General features: G+C 41.9%; 15 protein-coding genes. 8 read left to right on the top strand and 7 right to left on the bottom strand.

Translation table 11 applies throughout. The annotated features are described in order from the left end of the window. Positions 1-206: 206 nt before the first annotated feature. Positions 207-785 carry a DUF308 domain-containing protein gene (locus tag IPO83_08395; protein ID MBK9731291.1) on the bottom strand — a complete coding sequence of 193 codons (579 nt, stop codon included), beginning with the start codon at positions 783-785 and terminating at the stop codon, positions 207-209. 476 nt (positions 786-1,261) lie between these two features. Here IPO83_08395 and IPO83_08390 point away from each other — a divergent pair, with 476 nt between their 5' ends. Both IPO83_08390 and IPO83_08385 read left to right on the top strand, forming a co-directional pair. After that, on the top strand, positions 1,262-2,236 hold the full coding sequence (locus IPO83_08390; protein MBK9731290.1) for a methyltransferase domain-containing protein: 975 nt from the start codon (positions 1,262-1,264) through the stop codon (positions 2,234-2,236). A 272-nt stretch (positions 2,237-2,508) separates the two neighbouring features. Beyond that, entirely contained in the window at positions 2,509-3,306 is a 798-nt protein-coding gene (locus IPO83_08385; GenBank protein ID MBK9731289.1) for an SDR family NAD(P)-dependent oxidoreductase, read from the top strand. A gap of 91 nt (positions 3,307-3,397) precedes the next feature. On the opposite strand, the gene IPO83_08380 is transcribed toward IPO83_08385, so the two are convergent. Then, entirely contained in the window at positions 3,398-4,477 is a 1,080-nt protein-coding gene (locus IPO83_08380) for a DUF1295 domain-containing protein (GenBank protein MBK9731288.1), read from the bottom strand. 241 nt (positions 4,478-4,718) lie between these two features. Between IPO83_08380 and glgA the strand changes: the two genes are divergently transcribed. Next, on the top strand, positions 4,719-5,945 hold the full coding sequence (gene glgA, locus IPO83_08375) for a glycogen synthase (GenBank protein ID MBK9731287.1): 1,227 nt from the start codon (positions 4,719-4,721) through the stop codon (positions 5,943-5,945). A gap of 183 nt (positions 5,946-6,128) precedes the next feature. Here the strand turns inward: glgA and IPO83_08370 are convergent, their stop codons facing one another. Both IPO83_08370 and IPO83_08365 read right to left on the bottom strand, forming a co-directional pair. Further along, a complete protein-coding gene (locus tag IPO83_08370; protein MBK9731286.1) occupies positions 6,129-7,808 on the bottom strand; it encodes a beta-lactamase family protein in 1,680 nt (559 codons plus the stop codon). Positions 7,809-7,976: 168 nt separating this feature from the next. Beyond that, positions 7,977-8,699, bottom strand: coding sequence for a hypothetical protein (locus tag IPO83_08365; protein MBK9731285.1), 723 nt, complete (start codon positions 8,697-8,699; stop codon positions 7,977-7,979). 347 nt (positions 8,700-9,046) lie between these two features. On the opposite strand from IPO83_08365, the gene IPO83_08360 reads away from it, so the two are divergent. After that, a complete protein-coding gene (locus IPO83_08360; GenBank protein MBK9731284.1) occupies positions 9,047-11,365 on the top strand; it encodes a UvrD-helicase domain-containing protein in 2,319 nt (772 codons plus the stop codon). A 224-nt stretch (positions 11,366-11,589) separates the two neighbouring features. After that, positions 11,590-13,707 carry a fibronectin type III domain-containing protein gene (locus tag IPO83_08355; GenBank protein ID MBK9731283.1) on the top strand — a complete coding sequence of 706 codons (2,118 nt, stop codon included), beginning with the start codon at positions 11,590-11,592 and terminating at the stop codon, positions 13,705-13,707. Here the strand turns inward: IPO83_08355 and IPO83_08350 are convergent. Both IPO83_08350 and IPO83_08345 read right to left on the bottom strand, forming a co-directional pair. Then, complete coding sequence (locus tag IPO83_08350) at positions 13,628-14,047, bottom strand: hypothetical protein (protein ID MBK9731282.1); 420 nt, start codon at positions 14,045-14,047, stop codon at positions 13,628-13,630. The genes IPO83_08355 and IPO83_08350 overlap by 80 nt on opposite strands. Positions 14,048-14,075: 28 nt before the next feature. After that, positions 14,076-16,292: a sulfatase-like hydrolase/transferase gene (locus IPO83_08345; protein MBK9731281.1), complete on the bottom strand. Its 2,217-nt coding sequence runs from the start codon at positions 16,290-16,292 to the stop codon at positions 14,076-14,078. Positions 16,293-16,535: 243 nt separating this feature from the next. Here IPO83_08345 and IPO83_08340 point away from each other — a divergent pair, with 243 nt between their 5' ends. Both IPO83_08340 and IPO83_08335 read left to right on the top strand, forming a co-directional pair. Beyond that, positions 16,536-17,156: an NUDIX hydrolase gene (locus IPO83_08340; GenBank protein MBK9731280.1), complete on the top strand. Its 621-nt coding sequence runs from the start codon at positions 16,536-16,538 to the stop codon at positions 17,154-17,156. A gap of 159 nt (positions 17,157-17,315) precedes the next feature. Further along, a complete protein-coding gene (locus tag IPO83_08335; GenBank protein ID MBK9731279.1) occupies positions 17,316-17,996 on the top strand; it encodes a DUF4290 domain-containing protein in 681 nt (226 codons plus the stop codon). 524 nt (positions 17,997-18,520) lie between these two features. On the opposite strand, the gene IPO83_08330 is transcribed toward IPO83_08335, so the two are convergent. Further along, positions 18,521-19,060: a hypothetical protein gene (locus tag IPO83_08330; GenBank protein ID MBK9731278.1), complete on the bottom strand. Its 540-nt coding sequence runs from the start codon at positions 19,058-19,060 to the stop codon at positions 18,521-18,523. 154 nt (positions 19,061-19,214) lie between these two features. Here IPO83_08330 and IPO83_08325 point away from each other — a divergent pair, with 154 nt between their 5' ends. After that, positions 19,215-20,516, top strand: a complete 1,302-nt coding sequence (locus IPO83_08325; protein ID MBK9731277.1) for a M20/M25/M40 family metallo-hydrolase — start codon at positions 19,215-19,217, stop codon at positions 20,514-20,516. The last annotated feature ends 113 nt before the right edge of the window (positions 20,517-20,629 follow it).

The following is a 20,629-nucleotide window of genomic DNA, read 5'->3' as shown; positions in this document are numbered from 1 at the left end:
GTGACTAACGAGTAGATAGTCGTGAGTCGATAGTCCTTAGTAGGCTGTCTTTTAACTTCTATTGGTAGAAAAGAAACAGACTTGATACAGGAGCGTTTGACCTTGATTTTTCCAAAGAAAAAATCCACTACGCTGCGGCATAGAAATGCAAGGGGTTGCAAATGATTTTCAACAAGAAATGTTTTGCAAACCTGAGCAGTGGCTGCCTATGATCCCATTCTTGATTTAAGTTCTTCCACTTTACCGGTTATTTTATTTACTACTGCCTTCTTAACAAAAGCAAGAATAACCATTACAATTCCTGAAAGAAGTACCTGGAATCCTAACAGTGCGCTGATGCCGATTGCCCCGGCTCCGATGTTAGTGATCATCACTACTCCTGCAATAAATGAAAGTATGCCCACGATCACGAGCAGCCAGCCAAGCCAGCCTTCGTTGCGAATCGGCCAGCCGGAAGAAAAAAGATTGTAACCTGTCAATAACATCCAGATGCCAAAAATGATGGTGAGCATTTTCATAGTGGCAAAAAGGTGCATCAGCATTAATACGCCAAACAAGCCTGTAAGCAGACTCCAGATGAGTGATCCTGTTTCACGTTCAGATGATGTGGATGCAAGCCATGAGATAACACCCACCACGCCGGTAAGCAGTACAATAACACCAAACCATATAGAGATGCCGGCCAGTACTGCATCAGCATTGTTAAAAATGAAGATGCTCAGGATAATCATGAGAATGCCTTGCACTAAAATCAGCCACCATTTTTTCAGCATTGTTTGTAACATGTTTATTGGGTTTGGGTTTGTGGAAAAATTATCAAAATTATCATCAGATATCATTTAAAAAGATTCATGCGGGAATAAGGATTTTATTAAGATAAAAAAATGAAGACAGCGAGCTATCAAATGTAATTAAATTGTAATCTTCTTGTTATAATTCCTTATATCTTTAATAAGCATTGCAAACAATAGTGTTGCGTTAAATTCATTTAGAACATAGGCGCCCACAATATTTTCTGCTCTTTAAACTGGTTTAACGACTTGATGCGTAATCCCGATTTCAAGCACACCGTAGTGGAATTTGCTCCTTCGCTTGTTATTCACTATGATTGTGATCCAGGTAATTCCCTTGCTATTCGAAAAATCATCAGCGGACATTCCAACATTAATTTTTGCGCATCTCATGAACAATGGTTAGCGGTTGACGAAAATTACCCGTCTGCAATTGTTGTTGCTTCATTGCCTGTTAATCAAATTACAATATGAAAAATTTCGTAATCAGCATCCTGAAATTACTAGGCCTGTACAAAACATTTATCATTCCTCCGGAAGTAGTTGCAAATTATATTGAATTGAATACTGAAGAAAGCTCAGTGATGAAACAAATCATTACCGGCTTCTGCAAAGAAGAAAAATATGATTCCAAAGAGTCGAGGTTATTTGATATTGATGCGCTGTTCAGCGGACGCCTCCTGGAGTTCAGGCAAACCCATATTCCCTTCCTGACTGAAAAGACAGGATTAAAGAATAAAAAAGTATTGGAAATAGGTTGCGGCACCGGCGCATCAACAATTGCATTGAGTGAACAAGGTGCGCTGGTTACAGGAATTGATATTGATGAAAGCGCTATAGAAATTGCGCAAAAGAGAGCGGATATTTATAGATTACATCCTTCCTTTCTGAAGCTTAATGCAACACAGATCGAAACGCTTGGTGATTCAGATTGGGATATTATCATGTTCGTAGCGTCACTTGAACACATGACTCCCAAAGAAAGGCAGGCATCTTTGAAGCAGGCTTTTTCATTACTAAAACCAGGTGGCCATCTTTGTGTGTTTGGAACACCGAACCGATTGTGGCCTTATGATTTGCATACTTCCCTTTTGCCGTTTTATATGTGGCTTCAGGATGAATTAGCTATGGATTACGCAAGGTTCAGTCCGAGAACAGAATTTAGCCAAATACATACTGGCAATTTTGAAAATAAATATGAAGAGCTCTATCGTTGGGGAAGAGGTGTTAGTTTTCATGAAATCGAATTAGCGCTGGGAAGAATCACGGATTTAAAAGTTACAGGCAGTTTACCGATTTACCTGAGAAAATATGGCTTCATTCAAAAAATCAGCTACAGAAGATCTGATGAGTTTTTTTTGAAAAGAACATTATCGAGGTTCGGTCCCAAAAATATGCATCCCGGATTTTATGAATGTTATTTAGACATCATAATAGAAAAATAAATACACATTCAACTGCCTGTAATAAGTTATGTTAAAAGGAGTATCCCGGAATGTTAATTTGCTTTAACAGCTATGATGTATTGCCTCCCTCAGCGCTGTTCAGCGTTGGCTCATTCGAAGCAGGTACTTTAGCAGAGCGGAAGGATATCTGATCGGGATTTATTTCATTTAAAAATGCAAACCTGATAACCATGCTAAATCATAATTTTACGAATTGCAAAAGTGCTGAGAGCAACAACTTATACATTAACAATCGCTGAGTAAAAAACCAGATGAATCTAAAATCAAAATACGGCAACACGGCTTTGGTCGCCGGTGCATCGGAAGGCATGGGTGCAGCATTCAGCAGGTATTTGGCCGCTGAGGGAATGGATCTGATAATCGTAGCCAGACGCGGCGGGCCGTTACAACAATTGGCAGATTTAATAATGAAGGAGTTTGCGGTACATGTTACCTGCATCATTTGTGATTTATCGGAAGCAACCGCTGCGCAACAGTTGCAATCGGCTGTATACGGCCGGGAAATTAATTTGCTCGTTTATAACGCGGGGCTTTCTTATATCGGTGCGTTTGAAAAAAACAATCCCGCGCATAACCTTCAGATCACAACAACAAACATTGTTACACCGATAAACCTGATGCAATTATTTAGCGAACAAATGATTCAGAAAAAATTGCGGGCAGTGATCTTTATGTCTTCTTTGGCCGGATTTCAGGGCAGTGGTAACCTGGCAGTCTATGCAGGCACAAAAGCATTTACCCGTGTTTTCGCAGAAAGCCTTTGGTATGAATGGAAAAACCGCGGCGTGGATATTATTGCCTGTTGTGCAGGTGCCACTTCCACACCCAATTTTATAAATACCAACCCGGAAAAATCCAATCTATTTGCACCGAAAGTGCAAACACCAGAGGAAGTGGTGAAAGAATGTTTTAAGAAGTTAGGAAAACAACCTTCTGTAATAACAGGTACAGGTAACAAAGTGGCATCCTTTATCATGCAAAAAATATTACCGCGCAAAATGGCGATCAATATCATGGGTGATGCTACAAAAAAATTGTACCGGCTTTAAGAAGCAGTTTCTGAAAATTGGCATTTCCCTCTCCCTTTGAAGAGGAACTAAGGGTGAGGAAAATGAACTCAATTTTTAAAACAACCAAATTTCAATAGACATAAGGAATAATCCGGTAAGGCACTTTCTCTTTATAAGTGTTCCACAAAGCGCCGTATTTCTGAGCGCAACGTTTATCGTCATCCATTTGCCGGGGAAATAGCAATGCGATATAATAGATGGGATAAAGCCACGGCCAGATCAGTGCCGGATGACCGACGCAAAGAATTATTCCTGTCGCCATCAATATTTCACCTAAATAATTGATGTGTCTGCTGAGTCCCCAAAAACCATTTACCAGCAAAGTTTTGTTGCCATTGGTTATTGCTTCTGGAACAATTCCTAAAAAAGCTTTTTGCGGATTTTTTTTGAAATGATATTTCTGAAGGTTTGCGCCACGTGATAATATCCATCCCGAAAAAAACATCAAAGTATAGAGTGCCAATAACAAGGCTGGTGTACGCTGATCAGGTAAATCAACTGTTGACCATAACGCGATGGAATAAAAGAACGGATAAAAAACAAGACAGCCCCAGCCAAGCTTAAATCCCACTTTTTCCGCGAACAAATCGTACGTGTACAAATGCACTTCTTCAAAAGTGAGATAATCAATCACAAAAAAAGTAAGCAGTGCCGCGGAAAGAAAAATGCCACACGATGCGTCTGACTGATACAACAGCCAGTGATGCGCGGCAAAACTTAGTACATTAAGTTCGAGCATTACCGCACCAAGAAGATACAACCACATTTTTGCATCAATGCGTCCGTTCCAAAGCTGAGGGTTATCCAATCTTCCTAAAAATAAATCTGCCAGTAAAGATTTTTTAACCGGAGGATAAGGCAACACAATCACCATTGTAAAAATTATTCCAATGCAAAATGCTCCTGCAAGTGCATACCATCTGTTCAGGTATAACCAGTTCCATGGCAAGAGGCCGGTATAGCCTAACAAAAACCAGGTTGCCATTACAAGGAGTAAAACATATTTTCCATTCAGATAGTACTTTAGTTTTTCATTCGCACTTACCTTGGTGGCATAACCAATCACCCATCGTCCGGGAAGTATCACATTTAAAACCGAAATGATTACATAGATAATAATTGGAGACAGGAAGCCAATAAAAATTTGCATGTTGGTGTAAGTTTAGGAGACTGATTGATACAGTAATTAATTTTTTCTAAAAATAGGTAAAGGAAAATAGCCTGCATATCAGATGCTCCATTCAAGACAGCGAATCGCCGGATGCCTGTTGAATCGTTAATTGTAGTCTTTGTTAAAACGGATAGTATATCTTTAACAATCACTATTAGTTTCCTGAAGAAAAATTTGCATTAACAAAGCGACTACCCTTTCATCTCAAAAAAAACGAATCATGAAGATTGCAATTTTCACCAATGAATTTCCGCCTAATATTTATGGTGGTGCCGGCGTACACGTTGACTTTCTCTCGCAGGAACTTGCAAAACTGGGTAAAGTGGAAGTTCGGTGTTATGGCGATCAGTTTGAAGACAATGATAACATGCATGTGCGCGGCGTGGAAACAACTCTCATGACTCCTGAGATGAAAGACAGTCAGCGTGATAAGATGTACATGAACCTTTATCGTGATGTGGAGATGGCACGTGCTACTCCGCAGGCAGATATCGTCCATTGTCATACCTGGTACACGCATCTTGCCGGTATCTTTTCACGCGAACTTTTACAAGTGCCACTCATACTCACCACGCACAGTCTCGAAACGCACCGGCCGTGGAAAGTGGAACAATTAGGTAACGGATATTTTCTTTCGCGGTGGATTGAGCGACATGCCTATCAATCAGCTGATGGCATTATCGCAGTAAGTGAACAGATGCGGGATGATGTGATCGAAGCATATGAAGTGAATCCGGATAAAGTGACTGTTATACACAATGGCATCGATCCTGAATTTTACCAGCCTACTTTCGACAATGAAGTGCTTATTGAATACGGTATTGATCCTAAAGTTCCTTTTGTACTTTTTGTTGGACGTATCACCCGGCAGAAAGGTATCTCACAATTGATTGGCGCGGCCCGGCATTTTCACAGAAACTCCCAGGTGGTATTTTGTGCCGGAGCTCCTGATACAAAAGAAATTGCGGAAGAAACAGAAGAGTTGATGGCGAGTCTGCGTGCAGACAGAGAAGGCGTCATTTTAATTTCAGAAATGCTTCCAAGGGAAAAAGTAAAAGTGCTTTACAGTCATGCCCGTGTGTTCGCATGTCCTTCTCTTTATGAACCCTTTGGCATCATCAACCTCGAAGCGATGGCTTGTCAAACGCCGGTGGTGGGTTCTCATGTTGGTGGCATACCGGAAATTATTGTGGATGGAACAACCGGCTATCTGATTCCGCTAAAAAGTGTGAGCAGAACTGATTTTAATCCGGCAGACCCTGAAGCATTTCAGCAAGACTTTGCGGAAAAAATCAACTTGTTTCTGGAAGATGAAGTGATGGCCAATAGCATGGGCAAAGCCGGCCGGGAAAGAGTTTTAGAAAAATTCAGTTGGGAGTCCATTGCCAAGACCACCTTTGAATATTATGAAGAGGTGATTAATAAGTTTGAAAGGGAGAAGGCGTGAAAAGTCGTTAGTCGTTAGTCCTGAGTCGTTAGTAGTGGTTATGGATAATTCAAATATGAATATGTTCAGGAACAAGTAACGCTTTGTCATGCTGACGAAGGAAGCATCTGAATCCACATTGAAGTAATTGTTTTGCAATCAACCCCTTTCAATGTCAGCATTGCAAATAATTCAGCAACACAATTATTTTATTCTTGTCGCTTCCATTTGGTTACCATCACGTTTGATCAGCATTTGGCCTTGCGTAAATTCAATGGTCTTGTCGACATTATCGGCATAAAAAGTATTGGGCGTTTGTTGCTCAAAGATTTTCTCTAAGTCAGCTTGTTGAAACCAGTCATCAATGACTTCCCCTTTCCAGACAAAAATGAAATACCTCGCACCCTTTTCAAAGTTCACCGCAACAAATGTCAGATAAGCATCCATTCTTTTTCTTGCTACACTTCCAATCACTTTTACACCGGTCACTTTTCCTGATTGCTGCTTCATCTTGTTCCATTGAGCGCCGGCATTTTGTGTTACCACTTCCAGGGGTATCCGGCGTGCTGTGGCAAAACCGGTTAAGTCATCCTGCAGGAAAGCCGCTGCAACAATTTTTTCCGTGCTTTCATTGTAATTCTTTGCCTTTGCTGCATCCTCTGTTCCGTCAGAGCTTATAGCCATCAATCCGTTTTGTGAATTGAAAGAAAGATGCAACCGGTCAGTTTCATCAATAGCGGAATGTACAATGTCGCCTGATTGGAGCCTGTAATCTCCTTCAAATTGTGCAATAACTTTTTGATCCAAGGGCTGGTAATTTCCTGATAAGATCTTACGAACGATAACAGCATAATCATCCGCGATCTTCTGATTGTTGTTGCTGGAAATAATGATCGTGTAATCATTTTTCAAACTAAAACCCATATATGTATTGAATGCACCATTGCCTCCATTGTGCCAGATGATGGTATCTCCATCCTGTTGTGGTTCAATCACCCAACCATATCCATAGAAAGAGATGCCTTCAGGTTGCTCCTTCACATGCGGCGTAAGATATTGCTTTACAGAAGCGGCATTCAATACAGTTTTATTGCGCAGGGCTATGTACCACATCTGCATATCATCCAATGTAGAGAGTATTCCGCCGTTGGCTTTCAAATGCCATCCGGGTCCGTCTGCTGCCCAGGGATGTTCGAGCATCGTGCCCCACCGTTCACCGTCGCGATAAGCAACAGCGAGTTGTGCATTATCAAAATGAGGAAGGAGGTAACCGGTGTGCAACATGCCTGCCGGAACAAACAGTTCATCATGAAGATATTGTTCGTAGTTCTTTCCCGATAACTTTTCAACGAGAATACCGAGAATGCTATACCCCACATTGGAGTATTCATATTGCTCGCCCGGTTTAGCATCAAGTGGCGTGTTGAAAGCAAGCTTCATGAAATCAGTAGCTGAAATCAGTTCGTAGTCGTCACCAATTGCACCTGGAAAACCGGCAGTGTGTGTCAGCAACTGATGAATCGTGATGCCGGCTTTATCCTGAGGAACATCTTTAAAATATTTTGTGATTGGATCATTCACTGAAATTTTTTTCTGTTCCTGCAATTTCAAAATCGCCGCTCCGGTGAATTGCTTGGTAACAGAACCGATATCAAAAACTGTTGCCGCTGTTTCCTTCACTTTCTGCTCCGGATCCTGCCAGCCATAGCCATTGCGCAATAATATCTTTCCTTTTTGTGCAACCAACACATTTCCGTTGTAGCCATTCAAAGCTGCACGTTGAAAAAAAAGATCAGCCTGTGTGCCCTGATCAGGAGTTGCTACAGCAACAGCGGTAATGAATAGTATAGCCAGAAAAGTCAATAAATAAAATTTCAATTGCATAACAAGGGATTTAGATTGGAAGATGTGTAAATAAATGCAGTCGTTGCAAAATGAAAAGTTAAACTCAATCTTTTCAATGTAAAGGGAAATTACATTTAAACAATCCTGCTTTGTTAAGGTTTGCAGAAGCTTTGGGTTGGTGAATAAATCTTATTATAATGATTCTGTCTATCGCGGAATTATTTTTGATCGCCTCGCTTCCCAACTGCTTTTAAAAAATTTCCGCTCGATATATTTCCAGGTAAAACGTTCCTTCCAGTTTCCCCATCCATGATGCACACCCAGCGATTGTCCGTTGTTCTTTATTTTCAAATATCCTTTTTTAGTATGCGGACTTGGTGGATGGTACAAAATTCTTTCAGGCACATAAATATCCGGGTAGGAATTGGCGTAATAAACTTTTGTCAGCAATCCGGGACCGGTGGCATCAGCTACATCATATTCATCTCTAACCTTCGGAGGATTACGTATTAACTCCTCAATCACATCACTCCAGAACTTATGTTGTGGCACGGAGGCAAAAAAAGCATTTCCAATCCAGTCATAGCCATCACCAAAAGCTATGCTTCTTTCACGTGGCAGCACCACCGGCGCCTGGTCAACATTAAACGGCACCAGTAATTCATAATCCAAATCGAGGTACAATCCGCCCAATTCATACATCAACAGGTACCGGATAACATCGGCACGCATAATAACATATCTGTAATTTACAAATGAAGTATAAACGTCAGGAAATTTATTCTTTACAAATTCCATCATCATTTCATCAGACCACAATCTGTAGTCAAATCCTGGCGACAATGAAAGATTGTGTTGCTGCATTTTACTCCAGCGCTGAGGAATCGTAGAAGTTTTCCAGGTCTGGTGAATAATTTTCGGAATAGCCATTGTTTACAAATATCTAAAAAATAGAATTTTCCCTGTTACAAACTGATTTCAAATGAAAGACCTGAATGGAGGTACTTTTTTCAGTAACAGATTAACGTTGATTCTTAACGACGCAGGACGAACTGCTTTTTCTTATTCCGACGAAGGAAATAGCTACTTGATTAATAAAAGATGCTTCCTTCGTCATCATGAAACACCGCTACCATTTCTTACTTCCTCAGTAAAGTATTCACAGTAAATACCCACAAGACCAACTAACGACTCAGGACTAACGACTCACTACTCACTACTCAAATTGTTGAAAATTAACGCTAAACTATTCTGCTCCATATTCTAATTTTGAAGCGATGAATTATCTTGATGAATTGAACGATGTACAACGGCAGGCAGTAATGGCTACCGAAGGACCTGTGATGATTGTGGCAGGACCCGGCTCCGGGAAAACACGTGTACTTACTTACAGGATTGCTTACCTGATGGAACTAAAAGTGGATCCATTCCGGATCCTCGCGCTCACCTTCACCAACAAAGCCGCCGCAGCCATGCGCGAACGCATTTCAAAAATTATGGGTAATGAAGCACGCAATCTTTATATCGGTACTTTTCATTCTGTGTTTGCAAGGATTCTACGTTATGAAGCAGGCCGGCTCGGCTATCCTTCCAACTTCACCATTTATGATACGGACGATTCCAAGAGCTTATTGAAAACGATTATCAAAGAACAGGGATTGAACGATTCCCTGTACAAACCCAATATTGTTCTCAACAGAATTTCCGCAGCCAAAAACAGCCTGATCAGTCCCCGGGAATATCAAAGCGATATTAATGTAACAGCCGATGATACTGCTGCCGGCCGTCCGAAAATAGGGATGCTTTATGAGCAATATGCAAAACGCTGTTTCATGTCGGGCGCGATGGATTTCGACGACCTGTTATACAAAATGTATTACCTGCTCGATAAATTTCCGGACGCCTTGCATAAATACCAGCAGCGATTCCGCTATATCATGATTGATGAGTTTCAGGATACCAACGGCGCGCAATATGCTATCGTGAAAAAATTAGGTGATGTGCATCAGAACATTTGTGTGGTAGGAGATGATGCACAAAGCATCTATTCCTTTCGTGGTGCCACGATTGCCAATATTCTGAATTTTGAAAAAGATTATCCGGAGCTACAGGTGTTTAAGCTGGAACAGAATTACCGGTCTACCAAACACATTGTGCATGCAGCCAACAAAGTGATCGGCAACAATACCATGCAAATTACAAAGCAGATATGGACCGATAATCACGTGGGCGAAAAAATAAAATTGCTGAAAGCAGGCAGTGATAACGATGAAGGCAGAATGGTGGTGGATGGAATTTTTGAAGAGAAGATGCGCAACCAGCGCATGAATAAGGATTTTGTGATCCTCTATCGAACACATGCACAATCACGTGCTTTTGAGGAAGCGTTGAGGCGTCTTAATATTCCGTATGTAGTGTATGGTGGCATTTCATTTTATCAGCGTAAGGAAGTCAAGGATCTCGTCGCCTACCTTCGGTTAGCCGTCAATCATTTCGATGAAGAATCATTGAAACGTATCGTTAATTATCCAACGCGCGGCATCGGACAAACCACTATTGAAAAATGTTTACTGGTGGCCAATGAAAAAGGAATGCGTCTTTGGGAAGTGCTCGAACATTATAATGAGCTCATGCCCGGGAACCGCGCTGCAAATGCCATCAGCGAATTTGTAACAAAGATCAAAAGCTTTGCAATCATGCTGAAAACGCACAATGCGTTTGATCTCGCATCACACATTGCAAAGGCTTCCGGTTTGCTGAATGAATTGTACAACGACAAAACGATTGAAGGATTGAGCCGCTATGAAAACATGCAGGGTTTATTAAATGGAATAAAAGAATTTACGGAACGAGCGCCGTTTGAAGAAGGCAAAGATCCAATAGAGCAGGAATGGGTAACCCTTGACGGCGAAATACTGAATGAAAAAAACCTCGACAAAAGCCTGGGCGCTTACCTGCAGGAAATCACCTTGCTTACGGATGCCGACAAAGACAATGGATCGGAAGACCGTGTGAAGCTGATGACCATTCACTCCGCTAAAGGACTGGAATTTTCGTGCGTGTATGTGGTGGGATTGGAAGAGAATCTTTTCCCGAATCAGATGTCGATGGGCAGCCGCGATGAATTGGAAGAAGAGCGGCGTTTGTTTTATGTAGCTATCACACGTGCGGAAGACAAACTGACATTGACCTTTGCCACATCACGATATCGTTATGGCAATCTCACCTATTCTGAACCGAGTCGCTTTATTGAAGAGATTGATCAGCGCTTAATAGAAAAACAATTCTCACACCGCGATATGAATGCTTCTTCTCATGAAGAGAAATTCAGCAAAGCAACGGTGCCTGTTATTAAGCCACCGCAATATGTACATAAAACCACTACAGATTTTGTAGCAGTGGACTTCAATCGTATCCAGGTTGGGATGGAAGTAGAACACCAACGGTTTGGTATCGGCAAGGTATTGCAACTCGAAGGCAATACAAAGGATAAGATGGCCACCATCTTTTTCCAGAACAATGTGGGCCAGAAAAAAATTATGTTGCGGTATGCGAAGCTGCGCATTGTGGAGAAGAACATGATGCAGGAAGGGTGATTTCTGTATCAAAGTTATTGCGACTATCGATGAAATTTATTCAATGTCAACAGTTGTCTGACGCTGTTTGCGATCCAAGATCATTTTTCCCCTTCTCTTACTCATATTTGGCAGTTACGCAAAATTGAAATTTCTTTACGCCCTCGTTTGTACCCATCTGCCTGCCACTGATCATTCCCACAATTTATAATTCCATTCTGAACCCCCAATTAAATTCAAAATCCATGAGAAAAAATCAACTACTTACCTGTATCATGACTGCCTTGTTTTTGATGGTCGGCAGCAACCTGTTGCACGCGCAAAGCCTTCCCGGAAGGCCAATTGCCCAACAGGTGAGCAACCTGAAAAACAGCGGTCTTGCATTCAAGCCCGTTAGTCTTTTCAGCATTAATACAGCGCGTTCAGCTGAATTGCAACCTTCCATTAAGAAAGCAGTGGCCGTTACATTAGACATGAACGCGCTTGCCGCAATGAAGGCCGCCAATGAAGATGTTATCGCTTTCAACTTCCCGTATGATGACAAAACCATCACGCTGGAATTGTACAAAGTGAATATTTTAACGGAGGATTTCACGGTAGTAACTGACCAGTCAAATGGTGAAGCCATTTCTTACAGTCCCGGAATCTATTACCGTGGTATTGTAAAGGGTGATGAGACGTCAGTTGCCGCACTCAGTTTCTTTGATGGTGAAATGATGGGCATTGTTTCTTCTGATCAATACCTGAATATCAATATTGGAAAAAGCATGAAAGCAGAAGCCAAAAATTATGATTATGTAATCTATTCTGATAAAAACCTGCCGCTGAAAGAAACCGGTTGTGCCACAGTTGATGATCCTGATTATGCAACTAAGTTACAGGAGTATGCTACTAATGGAGCCACATTGCGCACTGCCAATTGTGTGAGAATTTATTATGAGATGGATAATAACCTGTATACCAACAATGGAAGTTCAACCACTACTACTACCAATTGGATGACTGCCGTTCATAATAATGTTGCAACACTTTACAGTAATGATGCTGTTACCACCTCCATTTCTGAAATCTTTATCTGGACAACAGGCGATCCCTATAATGGTACCAATTCCTCCTCTCAATTGAGTAAGTTTAAAACGAATCGCCCGACTTTTAATGGCGACCTGGGAGAACTGGTGGGTATTGATCCGGGAGGATTAGGCGGAGTGGCTTCCACCATCAATGGCTTATGTTCTTCCACAAACAAGTATTGTTATTCTGATGTAGATTTTGGATACAATAATGTGCCTACTTACTCCTGGACTGTTATGGTTTGTACACACGAATTGGGTCACCTGATGGGATCTTATCACACGCATAATTGTTCCTGGCCAGGAGGAGCGATTGACAACTGTTACACTACTGAAGGTGGTTGTCCTCAGGGGCCCGCACCAATAGGCGGTGGTACGATCATGAGTTATTGTCATCTCACCTCTTACGGAATCAATTTCACGAAAGGATTCGGACCATTGCCTTCAGCAGCCATTCAAGGCGCTGTAGATGCCGTAGGTTGTCTTTCTTCCGGCTGTACTGGTCCATGTGTAATACCTTTTGGTCTCAGCGCTTCCTCTATAACTGGTTCTTCCGCTACCTTAAACTGGTCTTCCGCCTCTGGTGCCAATAGTTACAATATTCAATACCGTGCTACTGGAAGCGTTACGTGGATTTCAACAACCTCTGCAGTCACTTCACTTGCACTCTCAGGTTTAACAGCGGGAACACAATATGAATTTCAGGTACAGAGCGTGTGCACTGCCGGTTCGAGTGGGTATAGCGCATCAGTTACTTTTATCACTTCCCCTCCTGCCTGCGCTGACAATTATGAACCTAATGAAACCAAGAACACCGCAAAGGCGATAACTGCAAACACTGTGGTGTATGGATTGCTTAATACTTCCACAGACATCGATTTTTTTAGTTTCAGCAATACATCTGCACAGAAAAATATCAAGGTAACACTCACCACGCTGCCTGCTAATTATGATCTTGATTTCTATGATCCGAGCGGAACTAAAATATTGGCCTCCAAATATACCGGTACTACCAGTGAGATCATCACCTACAACACCAGCGTTGTAGGCACTTCACCCCCCCCATTTTCTCCACCCCCCCCACGCCCCCCCGCCTGTTTTGTTTTTTTTTTTTTTTTCCCTTCCCCGGGCGGGGGGTTTTGGTTGTTTTTTTCTGCCCGCAAAACCCCCCCCCCCCCGCCCCCCCTTCCCCCTCCCCGGCTCCCCTTTTTTTTTAAAATTCCCCCATGGTACACCAGCCATCAGCATGTTGTTTGGTCCCGAACATTTCCTCCGGTAATTCTATCTGAATAAAATTGCTGATAGATTCGGGACAACATTTATTCAAATGCACCTGAAATTTATTATTTGTTTTGCTATGGCCGGGCAAAACTCCCGGATAGGATGGCAATTGCGCAGGGTCATTTAAAACCGGATGTCCACCGATTGCATTCAGAATATTACACGCCATAGCAAGATGAAGCATTTCTTCCTGAATTACGGAAAGAAGAATCTTTTTGGCCCGTTCTGCATAGTCGGAGTTACCATGAATACTCCAATAGGCGCACAAATAAGGAGGCAATGTGGAACACTCCAGCAAAATGGCTGTTTGCAGGTGTTTCTTGAGCACGATGAGTACTTCGTGTCTGGTCATTTCAGGTAATTACCAATTAGGTCATTTATTAATGCACAATGGTTAATTTTTGAGAGGTTATTCCGCTGGTGCTTTTCAGATTCACCATATACACTCCAACCGGCCATGATCTGCAATTAATACTGATTGAAAAATTCTGATCTGCAACTTGTTGCGAGTAAACTGATTCACCCAAAACATTTACAATGGTAATTTCTGCTTGCCGCTGATCGCTTTTTGCACATTGCAAATTGAAACTGTTTACAGCCGGATTTGGCAACAGCGTCAACAATGCTGTTGTTAATTCCTGATCAGATGGTGCCGATGCTTTTGCAATCGTAGGATTCAACAAAGAACAACCAATGTTGATGGGCTCATAATCTTCAAAGCTTGTTCTTAAACTGTCGAGCTTTTCACGATAGGTCTGAATCAATCCGCTGTAAACCGGATTGCCGATGAGGTTTTCGTTTTCTGAAGGATCATTCACCAAATCAAAAAATTCTTCAGCAGTACTGTTGCAATAGTAATAGGTGTATTTGTATTGAAGAGTACGCACTGATCGCAGTGCGGGAATCAAATTTCCTGTGCCGCCAAATTCATAGAAAAACTCTTTGCGTGAAACATCGTGGGTAAAAAGTTTGTGCAGTGATGTGCCATCCATTCCAAACGTATCGGGAATGCCCGCCAGTTCAAGCATAGTGGGCGCAATGTCGAAATTAGCAGCGAGTTCATTGGTGATTACAGAACCCGCCGGAAACCATTTCGGATAGCGGATAAACAATGGTAAACGGATCGATTCATCCTGGGCCAGTCCTTTGCCCTGCAACAGGTGCTCACCTTTACTATAACCATTGTCGCTGGTGTACATCAGAAAAGTTTTGTCGAGCATATTCTTTGACTCGAGCCAGTCAGTAAGCGTATCAGTATTGTCTTCCACGCCTGCAACAGCCTGGTATTCGAGCAATTTTGCAGTGTCGGTTTCTAAAGAATCGTAAGGCCATTTGTAAACAGATGAATAAAAGAAGGAAGGATAATCATGGTTGTATTTGTAAAAGTTGGAAGGAAACGGAATGGTATCCGTGGTATAAAGCAAAGCATCTTCAGGGCGTGGAATGGTGGGACCATGTGGCGCACGGTGAAAATAAAACAATGCGAATGGCTGACCTTCCGGAACCTGGTTGAGAAATGTAAGCGCCAGTTGCGGATAAATGTCGGATATGTGTCCGGCAATAAAAGTATCTGCACCATTGATGGTATACACCACATCTACATAGTTGTCGGATTGTGAAATAGCGTACCAGTCGAAGCCCTGCGGCAGGCCCAGGTTTTGACCATACTTACCTACGAAACCTGTATAGTATCCATTGTCTTTCAGAATCTGTTGAATCAGTGGCAATGAATCATTCATGTGATTTCCATTCACGATGCAGCCATGCTTGTGCGGATACAAACCGGTATAGAATGTCGCCCGGCTTGGTGCACATTGTGAAGTGGCCGGAAAAGTTAGCTGAAAGTTCACGCCTTCATTGGCAATGCGGTTGATGGCAGGTGTCTCAAACCAGGAAGGACCTCCATTGGGTTGATAAATATCATAACGTCCGTCATCTACCATGATGGCGAGGATATTCGGTTTGGCTTCAGGCGTTCCCGTTGTAGTAGTAAATGTTTGAATGGCGGTGAATGAAGAGTTGACACTGCTGCAATTGGTCTGTACCTGAAATTCATAAGAAGTGCCCGGAGCAAGTTGAGTAAGTTGAAAACTGGTGGCGGCAATATTTGAAATGGTCGTCCAGACGGTGGTCCCTACAACCCTGTATTGTAGATTAAAAATGGAACCATTGCAAACCGGTTGCCATTGAAGGGTAGCTTTATGTTTGTTGATCGCACTTACTGCCACCGAGATTGGCGCAGCGCAATTCAGTGTCTTACTTTTTATTGAATTTGAATAACCCTTGGTCTGAGCATTTATACAAAAACTTGCAATGCTGAAGGTGTAATTTTTATTGGCAAGTAGTCCATCGATTTGCCAGGTAATATTGGTGCCGGTATTAACGTAAATAAATGCGCCGTTACCTTGCTTGTAACGGATCTGGTAATAAGCGGCCCCACTCACTTTTTTCCACGAAAGCACAGCACTGCAACTCGTAATGGAGTTAACCGCCAGGTTTTTGGGCTTCGCGAGATTGCATTGGCTAAAGGCAGTTGTAACAACCAGGTTGCAAATAAGCAGAACAAATAAAATTGTTTGTATTAAAAATTTTATCATGATGTTAAATGGAGGTTGGAATACATTAATTGCGAAATGTAGGAAGTGCAGCGGTGGGATGCAAACTTATTTTTGGTTGGAAGGTACGGGGGAAGTTCTTCTAACGGGATGGATGACAATTACTATTTATCCGGATGAATAAGCCAGTTTGCTCAACAAGCGATTTTCAATCTTGCCTTTTATTTTGTTTTCTATCTTTAAAATAAAACTGACCCTATAACAACAAGCAGACAGTTTAAATGAATGGATAACAGACTCCCAGATCACATTAACCGGATAAAGGCCATTGCCGATACAGGCCTGCTCTATTCCAATAATGAATTTGATAAAGAACGCTATTCAGAACTAAAGGAAATAAGCCTTCAGCTTATGAGCGAAGTTAGCGGACAAGATATCAATAGCTTAAAGGAATATTTTCCTTTGGTTAAGGATTATCCCACTGCAAAAGTTGATATCAGGGGCATGGTGCTTTCGCCGGATAAAAAAATATTGTTGGTAAAAGAAAGTTTGGATGGCAGGTGGTCATTGCCGGGCGGTTGGGCTGATGTAGGTTACAGCCCGAAAGAAAATATCATCCGGGAATTTAAAGAGGAAACAGGACTGGATATCGTTCCGGAAAAGTTGCTCGCTGTGTTTGACAAAAAAATGCATCCGCATCCGCCACAACCCTTTTACATTTATAAAATGGTTTTTTATTGCACAGTCATTTCATCTAAAATAGAAAAGGGCTTTGATGTGCTGGATGTTCAATATTTTGATATTGCCGATATTCCAACCCTTTCTGAAGACAGGATTTTGAAAAGCCAGATCGAACTGCTGTACAGGAAAATACTTGGTGCTGATTTTACAACGTATGTTGATTGATCATCCGTCACGATCTTTCATTTTACTGCCACCATTCCACTGTGGATCTATGGCAGAAAATGGATCAGGTCAGGTAAACAAACTGACTCCTGATAAGCTACTCAAATTCCACATTTCCGAAATAAAACCTACATTTGCCGCTCTCCTTAAATTTTTTGAATGCAATACAACACACAACGTCCCAAGCTGTTGATCAGCGAATATGGACGTATTATACAGAACATGGCCCGGGAAGCCGCCAAAATTGAAGACCGCGAACAGCGGAATGCCACGGCTAAAGTGATCATCGAACTCATGAGTCAGGCAAGCCCTGCATTTAAAAGCATCGAAGAATACAAACACAAGCTTTGGGATCACCTGATCATGATCAGCGATTTTAAACTGGTCGTGGATTCACCTTATCCGTTTCCTGAACGCACCTCTATCGTGGTGAAATCAGATACTCCTCTTCCTTATCCAAAACATAAAATCCGTCACCGTCACTATGGCAAGAACCTGGAAACGCTGGTGGCAAAGGCAAAAGACATGGATGAAGATAAGCGTCGGGGTCTTGCGCACGTGGTGGCCAATTACATGAAACTTGTGTACGCCAACTGGAACAAAGAAACCGTAAGTGATGAATCTATTCGCCAGGACCTTGAACTGATTTCCGGAGGTTTGTTGCAACTCGATAAAAATATTATGCTTGATAATCCTGTTGCAGCGGCACCGCAACGTCCGATGGGTTATATTCCGCCCCGCAAGCCCTTCAACAAAGGATTCAAGAAGAACCGCCCTTTCAATGCCGGACAGGGAAATGGTAATAACAACAGATTCATTAAACGGAAAAAGAGTTTTTAATAATTCCTTTTTTTTACTTGTGTTTGAACCCTTCCTGTTAAGCCGGGAAGGGTTTTTTTATTGGGAGTAACCAGCCCGTTCGAAAATATACAAGATATTATTACCGAGCTCCATTCCACTGAAAAACATGATGCATGCTATGGCAAGTATTTGTCTGAGGTCAGGTTGCAAAAGGGATTAGCTGTTTCGGTTGGTGGCCTATTTTGTTTGGAATGGACAATATCCAAGTTGTTATTGGTAAAAGAAATTCCAGGGTGAAAAATTATCTTCTAATATGATTCAATTCATGTTCCTTATGGTTAAGGGATATTCGTTTTTGAATTCCCTATTTGCGAACAGGAAACAAATGAAGCCAGCGTGTGTGACTTCTCACACGTTGGCTTCAGGAAAGATTTTCGTGTGTGAAGACACACACGAGGACAATAAAACATTAGATGATTGTTCACTTAAAAACGAAGAGCGGCACCGATCTATAGTGCTCATATTGTAAATTCAGACTTGCACTGATAAACGCAATGATCCGTTTATTCCTTTTTCTTACCTGCAAATATAGAGGAGACAGGTAATCTGATACAGGCTCTTATTCCAATATTTTTCTGATAATTAGTCTGATCAAAGAAAGCTGTTATCACATAGTCGTGATGCTGAGTATTAAAAAGATATCCTGCATAAAAAACTCTTGAAAAGTTGGCATCAGAAACGCCGGTATTAAATGTAAGTCCCAGGCCACCGCTAAAGCCAAGCAGCATTTTAAAATCAAAGAGGTAATAGACATCGGCCATCGCATTGAACAAGCCGAGGTTGTAGTCTTCACCTTCAATGCTTCCCTTTCCAAAGAAGTAAGTGTAGTTCATCCGTCCACCTCCGTAAAGCCGGTCAATAATGCCCCTGTTAGCGGCAACATCTGCCCCTATTCCAAAGACTGTAAAATAATGCATGTAACGTATAGGTACCGAGAGAATCGGTCCTGCTTCAGCATTCCAGTTTGCGTCGACAGTAGTCTTTTGTGCATTGGTAAATGCCGGAATTAAAAGCAAGAGCAGGAGCCAACTATTTTTTTTCATACGACAGGAATTAAATCATGAAGAATTGGAGCTCAGCCAAAAATTATTTTGTTGGTTGAAATCTTCATAAATTTATTAAATAAATCTTTTAAAAAAATCAATGTGATGTATCCCTCTGAAAAAATGGTATTTTCCATTCCAACATTACCCTCGCATGAAACATATAAAACCATTGCTCCTTTTCACAGCGTTGCTGTTGCCTGATGGTATAGCGGCACAATCATCAGCACAGGAACGGAAAATTTGCAAGTCAGTTGACAGCAGAACCGCTGACGCGCTAACCCTTTTAAAAAATGCAGTGAACATCAACAGCGGCACGATGAATTTTGACGGCGTACGGAAAGTGGGCGAGCTGTTTATGGAAGAATTGAAAAAACTTGGTTTTGAAACCAGGTGGTCGTCGGGAGATGCATTCAATCGTGCAGGACATTTAATAGCAGTTCATAAAGGAAAAGGAAAAGGAAAAAAATTTCTGCTGATTGGCCATCTCGATACAGTGTTTGAATCAGACAATACATTTCAAACGGGAACCATGCTGAACGATTCAATCCTGCAGGGTCCTGGCGCTTCTGACATGAAAGGTGGTGATGTGATTATTATTCTTGCCATGCAGGCACTTAATGATGCAGGATTGCTGGATGATCTTTCGATTGAAATCGTCATGACCGGCGATGAAGAGCTGAATGGTGATCCGATTGCATTGTCAAAAAAAGAAATTAAAGACGCCGCACTAAGAGCTGATATTGCATTGGGTTTTGAAGACGGAGACGGCCTTCCGAATAGCGCATTGGTATCGAGAAGAGGTTCTTCAGAATGGACACTGACGGTAAAAGGCACACCTGCACATTCATCACAAATATTTACTGAGGCCGTGGGCAGCGGCGCCATCTTTGAAGCAGCACGGATTCTGCATTCATTTTATGAAGCACTCAGCAAAGAGGAAAACCTGACATTCAATCCGGGCATCATTGCAGGAGGTTCGGAAGTTTCATTCGATGAAAAAACAAATACAGCCACTGCATTCGGGAAAAATAATATTGTGTCAGGCGATGTGATAGTACGAGGTGATTTGCGTGCTGTTTCTACTGAGCAGTTGAAGAAATCGCGGCAAATAATGTCTGACATCATCCAACAAAATTATCCGCACACTTCCGCAACCATAGATTTTGGCGATGATGGTTATCCGCCAATGACTTTAACAGATGGAAATAAAAAGTTGTTGGAGGAATATAGCAAGGTGAGTGTTGATTTAGGGTTTGGCGTTGTTAACGCAGTCCCGCCGCGCAATGCCGGTGCTGCCGATATTTCTTTTGCCTGCGATTACGTGCAAATGGCGCTTGATGGATTAGGTATTGCAGGAACAGGTGGACATACTTCTAATGAAACTGCGAACCTGAATTATTTAGCTATTGATGCGAAACGGGCAGCGGTGTTGATTGCGAGGTTGGGGAGGTGAAAAGTTGAATGGTTGAATGGTTGAATGGTTAAATGGTTAAATGGTTAAATGGTTGCGGCGAAGCCGGAGAATAGTTTACCATCAGGCAACTACTGAATCCAATTAATATAAAT

Source organism: Chitinophagaceae bacterium (assembly GCA_016717285.1).
Taxonomy (GTDB): domain Bacteria; phylum Bacteroidota; class Bacteroidia; order Chitinophagales; family UBA10324; genus JACCZZ01.
This window is presented reverse-complemented; position numbering and strand designations above follow the sequence as displayed.